The sequence below is a fragment of the Actinomadura sp. CNU-125 genome (assembly GCF_001942465.1).
Classification (GTDB): Bacteria; Actinomycetota; Actinomycetes; order Streptosporangiales; family Streptosporangiaceae; genus Spirillospora.
The window spans coordinates 45,264-57,412 of record NZ_MKJY01000266.1; the positions used below are offsets into that span (position 1 = coordinate 45,264).

The 12,149-nt window shown below is 71.0% G+C and carries 7 protein-coding genes and 2 pseudogenes; 3 read left to right on the plus strand and 6 right to left on the minus strand.

Annotation, left to right across the window (positions count from 1 at the left end; translation table 11 throughout):
- The first annotated feature begins 18 nt into the window (after window positions 1-18).
- Window positions 19-3,893: pseudogene (locus tag BJF79_RS27880) on the plus strand (DNA-directed RNA polymerase subunit beta').
- 167 nt (window positions 3,894-4,060) lie between these two features.
- Here the strand turns inward: BJF79_RS27880 and BJF79_RS27885 are convergent.
- From BJF79_RS27885 to BJF79_RS27910, 6 genes are all read right to left on the minus strand, one after another.
- Complete coding sequence (locus BJF79_RS27885) at window positions 4,061-7,798, minus strand: Ig-like domain repeat protein (RefSeq protein ID WP_143220219.1); 3,738 nt, start codon at window positions 7,796-7,798, stop codon at window positions 4,061-4,063.
- A 31-nt stretch (window positions 7,799-7,829) separates the two neighbouring features.
- Window positions 7,830-8,399 carry a hypothetical protein gene (locus BJF79_RS55940; protein WP_075901795.1) on the minus strand — a complete coding sequence of 190 codons (570 nt, stop codon included), beginning with the start codon at window positions 8,397-8,399 and terminating at the stop codon, window positions 7,830-7,832.
- Complete coding sequence (locus BJF79_RS61910) at window positions 8,390-8,593, minus strand: hypothetical protein (RefSeq protein WP_075901797.1); 204 nt, start codon at window positions 8,591-8,593, stop codon at window positions 8,390-8,392. Before BJF79_RS61910 ends, BJF79_RS55940 begins: the two co-directional genes overlap by 10 nt.
- On the minus strand, window positions 8,590-8,931 hold the full coding sequence (locus BJF79_RS27900) for a hypothetical protein (RefSeq protein WP_075901799.1): 342 nt from the start codon (window positions 8,929-8,931) through the stop codon (window positions 8,590-8,592). Before BJF79_RS27900 ends, BJF79_RS61910 begins: the two co-directional genes overlap by 4 nt.
- 14 nt (window positions 8,932-8,945) lie before the next feature.
- Window positions 8,946-9,272 carry a hypothetical protein gene (locus BJF79_RS27905; RefSeq protein ID WP_075901801.1) on the minus strand — a complete coding sequence of 109 codons (327 nt, stop codon included), beginning with the start codon at window positions 9,270-9,272 and terminating at the stop codon, window positions 8,946-8,948.
- A 342-nt stretch (window positions 9,273-9,614) separates the two neighbouring features.
- On the minus strand, window positions 9,615-10,268 hold the full coding sequence (locus tag BJF79_RS27910; protein ID WP_075901821.1) for an SDR family NAD(P)-dependent oxidoreductase: 654 nt from the start codon (window positions 10,266-10,268) through the stop codon (window positions 9,615-9,617).
- An 86-nt stretch (window positions 10,269-10,354) separates the two neighbouring features.
- Here BJF79_RS27910 and BJF79_RS27915 point away from each other — a divergent pair.
- Window positions 10,355-11,238: pseudogene (locus BJF79_RS27915) on the plus strand (LysR family transcriptional regulator).
- 105 nt (window positions 11,239-11,343) lie between these two features.
- A complete protein-coding gene (locus BJF79_RS27920) occupies window positions 11,344-11,589 on the plus strand; it encodes a hypothetical protein (RefSeq protein WP_075901803.1) in 246 nt (81 codons plus the stop codon).
- The last annotated feature ends 560 nt before the right edge of the window (window positions 11,590-12,149 follow it).

The window sequence follows — 12,149 nt, forward strand, 5'->3', positions numbered from 1 at the left end:
ACTCAAGGGGTATACACGTTGCTTGACGTCAACTTCTTCGACGAGCTTCGCATCGGCCTGGCGACCGCCGACGACATCCGCCAGTGGTCCCACGGCGAGGTGAAGAAGCCGGAGACGATCAACTACCGGACCCTCAAGCCGGAGAAGGACGGGCTCTTCTGCGAGAAGATCTTCGGTCCTACCCGCGACTGGGAGTGCTACTGCGGTAAGTACAAGCGCGTCCGGTTCAAGGGCATCATCTGCGAGCGCTGCGGCGTCGAGGTCACTCGCGCCGCCAAGGTGCGGCGCGAGCGGATGGGCCACATCGAGCTGGCCGCGCCGGTCACCCACATCTGGTACTTCAAGGGCGTCCCGTCGCGCCTCGGCTACCTGCTGGACCTGGCCCCGAAGGATCTCGAGAAGATCATCTACTTCGCGGCCTACATGATCACCAGCGTGGACGCCGAGCGCCGCGACCGTGACCTGCCGACGCTGGAAGCCCACATCTCCGTGGAGCGCCAGCAGATCGAGCAGGCCCGCGACGCGCAGGTCGAGGCCCGCCAGCAGAAGCTGGAGGCCGACCTGGCGGAGCTGGAGGAGGCCGGTGCCAAGGCCGACCAGAAGCGCAAGATCCGCGACGGCGCCGAGCGGGAGATGAAGCAGCTGCGGGACCGCTCGCAGCGCGAGATCGACCGTCTCGACGAGGTGTGGAACCGGTTCAAGAACCTCAAGGTCCAGGACCTGGAGGGCGACGAGCTGCTCTACCGCGAGATGCGCGACCGGTTCGGCCGGTACTTCGAGGGCGGCATGGGCGCCGCGGCCATCCAGGCCCGGCTGCAGAACTTCGACCTCGACGCCGAGGCCGAGAAGCTGCGCGACATCATCCGCACGGGCAAGGGCCAGAAGAAGGCCCGCGCGCTCAAGCGGCTGAAGGTCGTGTCCGCGTTCCTCAACACCCGCAACAGCCCGCTCGGCATGGTCCTGGACTGCATCCCGGTCATCCCGCCGGACCTGCGCCCGATGGTGCAGCTCGACGGCGGCCGGTTCGCCACGTCCGACCTGAACGACCTGTACCGCCGGGTCATCAACCGGAACAACCGCCTCAAGCGGCTGCTCGACCTCGGCGCGCCCGAGATCATCGTCAACAACGAGAAGCGGATGCTGCAGGAGGCCGTCGACGCGCTGTTCGACAACGGCCGCCGCGGCCGCCCGGTCACCGGGCCGGGCAACCGTCCGCTGAAGTCGCTGTCCGACATGCTCAAGGGCAAGCAGGGCCGGTTCCGCCAGAACCTGCTGGGCAAGCGCGTCGACTACTCGGGCCGTTCGGTCATCGTCGTCGGCCCGCAGCTGAAGCTGCACCAGTGCGGCCTGCCCAAGCAGATGGCGCTGGAGCTGTTCAAGCCGTTCGTCATGAAGCGGCTCGTCGACCTGAACCACGCGCAGAACATCAAGTCCGCGAAGCGGATGGTCGAGCGCGCGCGCCCGGTCGTGTGGGACGTCCTGGAAGAGGTCATCACCGAGCACCCGGTGCTGCTGAACCGGGCGCCGACCCTGCACCGTCTCGGCATCCAGGCGTTCGAGCCGCAGCTGGTCGAGGGCAAGGCCATCCAGATCCACCCGCTCGTCTGCACCGCGTTCAACGCGGACTTCGACGCGACCAGATGGCGGTGCACCTGCCGCTGTCCGCCGAGGCGCAGGCCGAGGCGCGGATCCTGATGCTGTCCACGAACAACATCCTCAAGCCGTCCGACGGCAAGCCCGTCACCATGCCCACCCAGGACATGGTCATCGGCCTGTACTGGCTGACGACGCAGAAGGACGGCGCCGAGGGCGAGGGCCGCGCGTTCGGCTCGGTGTCCGAGGCGATCATGGCCTACGACCGGTCCGAGCTGGACCTGCAGGCCACGATCGGGATCCGGCTCAAGGACGTCCCGCCGCCGCGCGGCTGGACGGCGCCCGAGGGCTACGACCCGTCGCAGCCCTACCGGCTGGAGACGACGCTCGGCCGCGCCCTGTTCAACGAGGCGCTGCCGGCCGACTTCCCGTTCGTGAACGCCGAGATCGGCAAGAAGCAGCTCTCGGCGATCGTCAACGAGCTGGCGGAGACGTACCCGAAGGTCGCCGTCGCCAACTCGCTCGACGCGCTGAAGAGCACCGGGTTCCACTGGGCGACCCGGTCGGGCGTCACCATCGCGATCGCCGACGTGGTGACCCCGCCCGGCAAGCAGGACATCCTGACCGGCTACGAGGCGCAGGCCGAGAAGGTGCAGCGGGAGTTCAACCGCGGTCTGATCACCGATGACGAGCGCAAGCAGGAGCTCATCGAGATCTGGAACAAGGCCACGGCCGACGTCGCCGCGAACATGGAGCAGTCGTTCCCGAAGGACAACCCGATCTGGATGATGATCCAGTCGGGCGCCCGCGGCAACCCGCTCCAGCTGCGGCAGATCGCCGGTATGCGCGGCCTGGTGTCCAACCCGAAGGGCGAGACGATCCCGCGGCCGATCAAGTCGTCGTTCCGCGAGGGCCTGTCGGTCGTCGAGTACTTCATCTCGACGCACGGCGCCCGTAAGGGTCTGGCCGACACCGCGCTGCGGACCGCCGACTCGGGTTACCTGACCCGTCGTCTGGTGGACGTCGCGCAGGACGTCATCGTCCGCGAGATCGACTGCGGCACCGACCGCACGATCCCGTTCGAGGTCGCCGAGAAGCTGCCGGACGGCACGCTGGTCAAGCTCGCCACGACCGAGACCGCGCTGGTCGGCCGCACGATCGCCGAGGACGTCGAGGTGGACGGCACGGTGATCTTCCCGGCCGACACCGACCTGTCGGACGCGGTCGTGACGCGCCTGGTCGAGGCGGGAGTGGAGAGCGTCCGCACCCGCAGCGCCCTGGTCTGCGAGGCCAAGATCGGTGTCTGCGCCGCCTGCTACGGCCGCTCGCTGGCCACCGGCAAGCGGGTGGACGTCGGCGAGGCCGTCGGCATCATCGCCGCGCAGTCCATCGGTGAGCCCGGCACCCAGCTGACCATGCGGACGTTCCACACCGGCGGTGTCGCCGGTGGCGACATCACGCACGGTCTGCCGCGTGTCACCGAGCTGTTCGAGGCCCGCATCCCCAAGGGCGTCGCCCCGATCAGCGAGGTCGCCGGCCGCGTCAAGATCGACGAGACGGAGAAGGCCCGCAAGGTCGTCGTCGTCCCCGACGACGGCTCCGACGAGATCGCCTACCCGGTGCCGATGCGTTCGCGCCTGCTGGTCAAGGAGGGCGAGCACGTCGACGTCGGCCAGAAGCTCATCGCCGGTGCGATCAACCCGCACGAGGTGCTGCGCATCCTCGGCCCGCGCGCGGTGCAGCTCCACCTGGTCCAGGAGGTCCAGGAGGTCTACCGGTCGCAGGGCGTGTCGATCCACGACAAGCACATCGAGATCATCGTCCGCCAGATGCTCAAGCGGGTGAACATCCTCGAGTCGGGCGACACCGACCTGCTGCCGGGCGACCTGGTCGAGCGTCCGATCTTCGAGGAGACGAACCGGAACGTCGTGGCCGAGGGCGGTTCGCCCGCCGCCGGCCGTCCCGTCCTGATGGGCATCACCAAGGCCTCGCTCGCGACCGAGTCGTGGCTGTCGGCGGCGTCCTTCCAGGAGACGACCCGGGTGCTCACCGAGGCCGCGATGCACGCCAAGAGCGACCCGCTGCTGGGCCTCAAGGAGAACGTCATCATCGGTAAGCTCATCCCGGCCGGTACCGGCATGCCGCAGTACCGCAACGTCCGGGTCGAGCCGACCGAGGAGGCGAAGGCCGCGGTGTACTCCGTCGGCTCCTACGACGACGGCGCCGAGTACGCCTTCGGGCAGGGCTCCGGCGAGGCCGTCCCGCTGGAGGAGTACGACTTCGGGCAGTACAACCGGTAACCCCGGTCGCCGCCGGGCGGCTCCGGCACCGCGCACTGACGACGCGCAAAGCGAGGCCCCTTCCGACCACGGTCGGAAGGGGCCTCGCCCTTTCCCGGGACCGGCACCGGTCCACTCGGGTGCGGCGCGCCGGGCCTCATGAGCGCGGGTCCGGCGCGCCGCGCGATCTACCTGCGGAGGGTGAAGGTGTCGGTGGTGTCGGTGAAGTTCGCGTCACCGGCGTACCGGACGGTGATCTTCACGTCTCCCGAACCGGGCACCGCGGCCGGGGCGCACGAGGCCGCGCCCTTGTCGATCGTCCCGGTGCACAGCTCCGTCCCGTCGGCCGACCGGAAGACGACCGTGCCGGTGGCGCGTTCGTCCAGTTCGGCCTGGAGCACGGCCTTCGCGCCGTCGGCTTCGCCGTCGCCGCGCAGGTCCGGGTCGGCCTTGGCGACGGTCAGCGTGAGGTTCGCCGAGGACGCGCCGTACCGCTCGTCGCCCGAGTACCGCGCGGTCACCGCGTGCGCGCCCGTCCCCAGGTCGGCGGGCGTCCGGCATTCGGCGCGTCCGCCGTCGACGTCGGCCTCGCACAGCACCGTGCCGTCCGCGGCGGCGAACGCGACCGTGCCGGTCGCGTCGTCCGGCAGGTCCCGGGCGCGGAGCCGCGCGTCCCGGCCGAACTCGGTGCTCTCGTCCCGGACGGACATGGCCGTGGCCTCGCGGTTCTGCCCGGTCGTGAACGACCAGACGGGCGACGTCGTCCGGTAGCCGTCCGCGTCGGTCGCCTCGACGTACCAGCCGTAGCGCGTGTCGGGCTTCAGTTCGCCCGCCGGTACCGCGACCTGCGACCCCGACTCGGCGTCCTGCACGGTGCCGACGGTCGTGGACGTCATCGCGGTGACGCCCACGTAGTCGGTGCTCACCTTGCGGGTGGGCGCCTGCAGGTCGAGCGGGACGGTGAAGTTCTCGATCTCCGGGTCCCAGTAGTGGTTCCCGTCGCTGAGCACCGAGAACGTCTCGTTGCTGACCGTCTGGTTCGCGGTGTCGAACCCGACGGTCCGCATCCAGCCGCCGCCCGCGGTCGGCACCTCCTGGTAGTCGGCGAGCACCTCGACGATCACGCGCTCGCCCTCGCGCTTGACGTTCAGCGCGACGCCGTGGACGTGGCCGGAAAGGATCATGTCGACGTTCTCGTTCGGCAGCACGATCTCGTCGAAGATCTTCTGCCCCGGGCCGTAGTAGGCGCCGCCGACGGTGATGTACTGGTGCGTCGCGATGATCACGTTGTGCTCGGGGTGCGCCTTGATCACCTTGTTGGCCCAGGCGATCTCCTCGGCGTCCAGGCTCCAGTCCAGGTACATGACCAGGTAGTCGGCGCCCGGCGTGGACACGATGTCGTAGTGCTGGACGTTGTCGTCCACCGTGCCGCCGAACCACGGCTTGCCCGCGTACCGGGACTCGCCGAAGTGCGTGCGGTACACCTCGTAGTGGCCGTTGCCGATGTCGTGGTTGCCCGGGACGATCCCGTACGGGAAGCCCGCGTCGTCCCACGACTTCATGATCCGGGACGCGTTGGCCCACTCCTGGCTGTTACCGACGTTCTGCACGATGTCGCCCGTGTGGACGCCGTACCCGATGTCCTTCTGGTAGCGGTTGTTCAGCGCCCAGTCCACCATCTTCTGGTACGTCTCGGGCTCCCGCTCGGAGTAGTGCTGCGTGTCGGTCATCCACGCGAACGTCGCGTCCTTCTCGGAGATCACCGACGCGGCGACGTCCTGCACCATCACGCGGGCCTTGCCGTCCCGGACCGTCTCGGTGACGCTCGCCCGGCCGCTCAGCGCGAGGTCCTCGCCGCCCTCGCCGTCGTCGAGCAGCTGCCACTTCTGGTCGGCGTAGTTCCATACCGACAGCGCCGCGCGCTGCCCCGCGGGGACCGTACCGTTCCAGTTGACGGTGTACTGCTGCGCCGCGAGGTTCGCCGGCACCTGCATCTCGAACTGCTGGAACGGGTACGAGTCGTCGCCCTCGGCCGTCGCGACCTTGCCGTCCTTGGCCTTGAGCGCCGCGTACGCCGCCTCGTCGACGGTCTCGCCCGCCGCCCGTCCGGGCGCCGCCGTCTTCGACGAGCCCTGCGTCGCCGTGTTGCCCTCGGCGCCGTAGTCGCCCGTGTAGGCCCACTTCACGGCGACGTCGACCGCGTCGCCCGCCGGGTCCTGGACGGTCACGCCGAGCGTCGTCCCGGACGGGGAGACGTCCGCCGCGCCGTTCTCCGGCGTGGGCTCGGACGGTGCGAGCGGGTAGTTCCCGACCGTCGAGAACGCGATCTTCTTCTCGCCCTCGTTGCCGAGCTTGTCGACGGCCTTCGCGACGAGCGTGTGCTCGCCGTCCTTCAGGTCGTCGGCGGTGAACCGGTCGCCGTTGGCCACCTTCGCGCCGTCCAGCGTCAGCTCCAGCGACGCGACGCCGTGCGGGTCCTCCGCCGAAACGTCGACGACGAACGGCTTCTCCTTGTACCGCTCGCCCGCCGCCGGGCTGTTGAACTTCACCGCGGGAACGGTGTTGTCCACGACGATGCTCGCCGACGCCTCGCGGACGCTGCCCTCCTTGGACGCGACGACCTCGTGCGTCCCGTCGTTCACCTGCGAGCTGTCCCACAGCGCCGCGTACTCGGTGCGGTAGGAGTCGGGGACGTTGAGGACGAACTCCTTGTAGTACGCCTTCGGGTTGATGTTGTCGCCGATCGACAGGACCTCGGTCGGGGGCACCGACGGGTCGGCGACCGTCCGTCCGCCGCTGAACTCCAGCCGCGCGTCGCGGATCGTGAAGTCGTCGTTGTTGTTCTCGCCCGCCTCGTCGACCGGGTCGACGCCGCTGCCGGTGCGGACCCGGACGCGGTTCTCGCCCGCCCGCAGGTCGGCCAGCGGGATCGTGACCGCGACGTCGGCGTAGTTGTTGATCGTTCCGACTTCGGGCTCGGCGATGATCTCGCCGTTCAGCCAGACGGTGTTGCGGAAACTCGACGTCTGGAAGCCGTTCGCCTCGAACACGAACGCCGGGTCCGGGGAGTCCCGTACCTCGGTCGGCAGCTCCTCGCCGTCGACGCCGATCTTCACCGGACCGTCCGACGCCGCGACGATCTCGCGGGCGCCGCTCACCACGTCGCCGTCCGCGAGGTCCATGCTGACCGGGGCGCCGTGGTCGACGTGGACCTCGGCCTCCGCCTTCCGGTCGCCGTCCTTCGACGCGGCCGTCACCGTGTACGTCCCGGCCTTCAGCGCGGTCGTGTTCCACGCGAACGTCGTCTGCGCCAGCAGTTGCTCCGCCGGCATCGCGATCGCCCAGTCGTGGTACCGGGACATGTTCGTGCTGTCGCCGATGGTGAACAGCGTCGTCGGGCTCGCGGACGGGTCGGCCGCGGTCGTCCCGTCGGCGAACGCGAGCCGCAGGTTCCGGACCTTGAAGTCGTCGTTGTTGTTGTCGGGGTCGTCGTTCATCGACGTGCTGCCCGTCAGGACGCGCACGGTGTTCGGCCCCGCCTTGAACGTCGACGCGGGCACCGACACCCGGACGGGGGAGTAGCCGGACGCGCTGACGCCCGGCTCCGCCACCTTCGTCCCGTTCACCCAGACGCTGTTCTTGAAGCCCTTGCCCGCCTCGAAGCCGTCGGCGTCGAAGACGATGTCGACCTTCGGCTCCGCCTGCGCGGTCTCCTTCTCCTCGCCCGCGATCGCGATCGAGACCGGCTCGCCGCCCTCCCGGTCGGTCGCCGCCAGCGCGACCTGCCCGGTCAGGACGTCCCCGTCCTTCACCGACAGCCAGATGCCGTCCTCGACGCGCCCGTCGCCGCCACGGCGGCCCCGGCCCCGGCGAACGCCAGGGTCAGCCCCGCGAGCGCCGCCACCGGCGCCCGGAGACTTCGCCACGTTCTGTGACGTGATCTCATTCCTTGCCTTCCTAGAGTGCCACCAGATTGCTCACCGCGACCGCGGTGATCGCGCAGCCGGCGATGGTGATGCCGGATGCGGCGAACAGGGGGGCCAGCCGGGACGCGAGTCGCACGGCGGCACGGGACCGGCCGACCCGCAGCACCAGGGCGCGGCCGTAGAGCGCGGTCAGGCCGACGGCGCACAGCACCGCCGCCATCCCGGCGCCGAAGATCATCACGAGCGTCAGCGCGAAGCCGGAGCGTCCGCTGAACAGGCCGGTGATGAGGACCAGGAACGCGGACGGGGACGGGGTGAGGCCCCCGGCCGCGCCCAGCATCAGGAGGCCGGGACGGCTCGGGCCGTGCCCGTGGCCGTGCCCGTGGCCGTGCCCGTGGCCGTGGCCGTGGCCGTGGCCGTGGTGGTGGCCTTGCCGGGCGAAGTGGCGCCACAGAAGCCAACCGCCCAGCGCCACCACGGAGACGCCCACGGCCACCTGGAGGCCGCCGGTCAGTTGCTCCGTCCGGACCAGGTCCGACAGGGAGAAGAACGTCCACGCGACCGCGATGACCAGCACCGACAGCGTGTGCATCACCGCCACGCTCGCCCCGAGAGGTACGCGGCGTCCCGCACCCGCCCGTCCGTCCCGATCAGGTACGCGGCCGCGAGGCTCTTGCCGTGCCCGGGACCGACCGCGTGCAGGGCCCCGGCCACGAACGCGACGACGATCGCCGCCGGGGCGAACCCGGGCGACTCAACGAACGAGACGAGCCGGTCGTCCAACCCGCCGATCACGCCGCGCTCCGGCGGCGCCGGAACCAGAACGTCGCCGCGCCCGCCGCGGCGACGGCACCGATCGGGACGCCGAGCCGCAGCACCGTCCCGTCCGCCCGTGCCGCCGAACCGTCCAGCGACCACGTGTGGGTCGGCGACGCCTCGCCGTAGGTGTGCCGCTCGCCGCCGGCGCCGCTCGCGAGCGTCCGGTACGCGGGATGCAGGTCCGTGAGCGTCCGCACCGTGATCTCCGCCGACGCGACCGCCCCCGCGCACGCGAACTCCAGCCGCGCGCCGTCCGCCGCGAGGTTCGCGGCCGACACGAGCGTCCCCGGACACTCCGTCCCGCCCGACTTCACCCGGATGTTCCGCGTCAGGTACGCGCCGAACTCCGCCGACTTCGCGAGCGTGACGCGTCCGACTCGTCCGACTCCTCCGGGACGAGGGCGCCGTCCCGGTAGACGTACGTCCGCTTCGCCCGCAGCACCCGAAGCGACAGTGCCAGCGCCGTCAGGTCGTCGTCCGCCGCCCGCCACCGGACGTGCACGGTGGACCCCTCGGCGCTCACCTCCAGCGTCTGCGGATCGCCGAACGGGTGCGCCCGCGCCGGGCTCGCCAACCAGGCGGACATCGCGCACGCCAGTGCGAGGCATACCGGCAGCGCCAGCGCTCGGCGGAACCGGAATCGAAGATCGCGCATGGGCGCAGACGCTAAGAACGGTAGAGGTGCGTCACCCGATGGCCACGAAGATCCCTCGCGTCCGTTTCATGAACATTCAACGATCCGGGAACTCACCCGAATCCGCACCGTAACGACCACCCCGCCCGACCCGCCCGCCCACCGAACGTCCTCGCCCCCGCCGCCGGGCTTCGGCGTACGTGGCCGCGCATTCCGTCCGCCCTACTGGGCGTTCGTCCCCCGTCCGATCCGTCCGTGCTGCTGCACGTTCCGCCCGTCCTACCGCGCTCCGGCGCGTGCTGCCGGGGTTCCGGACGCGCCGCGCCGCGCTCGTGGGCGGTGCGGGCGGCTTGGCGGGGGTGCTCACCAGGGGAGGGGGCGGGCGTCGCGGAAGAAGCCGCCGGTGGGGCCGTCGTCGGGGAGGGTGGCGGCCCAGACCACGCCCGCGGCGCCGTCGCCGACGGGGCGGCCGCCGGGGCCGCCCATGTCGGTGGCGACCCACCCGGGGCAGACGGCGTTGACGAGGATGCGGTCGTGCCGCAGTTCGGCGGCCAGCATCCGGGTGAGGGCGTTGAGCGCGACCTTGGTGGCGGTGTAGGCGGGGGTGCCGCCGCCCATGTTCGTCAGGGAGGCGACCTCGCTGGAGACGTTGACGATCCGGCCGTGCCCGCTCTCGCGCAGCAGCGGCAGCATCGCCTGGACCAGCCGCCACGGCCCGTACAGGTTCGTCTCCGCCGCCTCCCGGACGACGTCCAGGTCTGCGTCCGCGGCGCGCTGCCACGTGTCGTAGGTGATCGCGGCGTTGTTCACCAGGACGTCGAGCCGGCCGAACCGTCCGGCGATCTCCGCCGCGGCCCGCGCGGCGTCGCCGTCCGAGGTGACGTCCAGCTTGAGCCGGACGACGCCCGGGCCGGTCCCCGAGCGGGTGGCCGCGACGACGGTGTGCCCGCGGTCGGCGAGCTGCCGGCAGACCTCCCGGCCGATGCCGCGGCTCGCCCCGGTGACCAACGCGATCATGCTCCGTCCCCTTTCCGTGGTGGACGGGACGATCATGTGTCGGCGCGCGCTTCCACGTCCAATACCGACCGTGATAACCGTGTGCCATGGACAGCCATTTGCGCGATCTGCGGTATTTCGTCGCGGTCGCGGAGGAGTTGAACTTCACCCGTGCCGCCGAGCGGCTGTTCGTCTCCCAGCCCGCGCTCAGCAAGCAGATCCGCCGCCTGGAGGACGACCTGCGGGTGCGGCTGTTCGACCGCGACAAGCGCACGGTGACGCTCACCGCCCCCGGCACGGCGCTGCTGCCCGCCGCCCGCGAGCTGCTCGGCCGCTGGGACCAGGCGCAGCGCGAGGTCGCCGACGCGGCCGCGGCCGAGGCGTCCGTCCTCACCGTCGGGCTGTCCACGAGCGTCGGCCGCGGGCTGCTCGGCGCCGTCCGCGACCGCTTCGCCGAGCGCCGTCCCGGGTGGCGCCTGCGGATGCGGCAGATCGACTGGGAGGACGCCAGCGCGGGACTCGCCTCCGGAGACGTGGACATCGCGTTCGTCTGGCTCCCAGTCCCCGCCCAGGACGCCTTCCACCTGCGCGTGGTCGCCAGGGAGGAGCGCTGGGTCGCCTTCCGGGAGGCCACCGCCTCGCCGGACGGGCCGAGGTCGGCTTCGCCGAACTCCTGGACGAACCGTTCCTCGCCCTCCCCGAGAGTGCGGGCCCGCTGCGCGACCACTGGCTCGGCACGTCGCACCGCGCGGGCCGTCCGGCGCGGATCGGCGCGACGGTCGCCAACGCCGACGAGACCTTCACCGCGATCGAGGAGGGCAGCGGGATCGTCCTGCTGGCCGCCGGGAACGCGGCGATCTACCGTCGTCCGGGCGTCCGCGCCGTCCCGGTCACCGGGCTGCCGCCGTCCGAACTGGCCGCCGCCTGGCGCCGCGGCGACGACCGGACGGTCGTCCGCGACTTCGTCGACGCACTGCCGACCGTCGCTTGACCTGCAAGATCCTTCGTTTTCTTGACGTTTGACCGTGTTTTGTGCCACAGCGACCCGGGGACTTACGTCATTGCTAACGAACATGCATTTCGGGGGAGGAAACGCATGAAGAGGGTCATGACCGGAGCCCTGGTCGCCGCCATGGTCGCCGCGGGGGGCATCAGCGGCACCGCGGCCGCCGCCGAACCGCGGACCGCGCCGCAGCAGGCCAAGGACTGCCGCACCTACTCCAGCACCACCGAGTGCGGCGATCTCCGGCTCACCGAGAAGCAGCGCACGTGCGTGTCCTCCAGCGTCCGGCTCGGCATGACCGAGCGCCGGGCCGAGGTGGAATGCCGGGCCTTCGGCTGACCGGCGATCGTCCGGCCCGCTCCTCCGCGCGAGGGGCGGGCCTTTCGTCTCCGGCACGGTCGCGGTCGTGATCCTCGCCATGGACGGACGCGCGGTGCGCGGCGCGCGTGAGGAAGTCGACGTCCGGGAGGCCGGAGGGGTGGTGATCGTCGCCGCGGGGATGCATTGTGGACTGGGCCGCATCCGTTTCCCGGGGGTGATTCCTAGCGCAGGGTGGTGATTTGCGATCGCACCGGCGAACGGGGCAGTCTGGGGACCGAAAAACGTCCACGCGTGGCGACTCCGCTACGAGGGGAAACCGAGATCAGGTCCGGAGAGCGCGTTATGCGCCGCGCGTCTCCGGGCGCACCGGGAGCCGAGGAGCCCCGGGACGACGGCGCTGAAGGAGCCCGACGATGACCGAGAATGACGGCGCGCAGGGACCGCAGCGGCCGTTGCCGGAAGACGAGGGCCATGTCACGCCCCCGGAGGGACAGGGAGAACAGCCTCCCGCCCGTCCGCTGGGCGAGCGCACGGTGGTGTTCGGCGCACCGCAGCTGGGCGGCCAGGGCCGCCCGCGG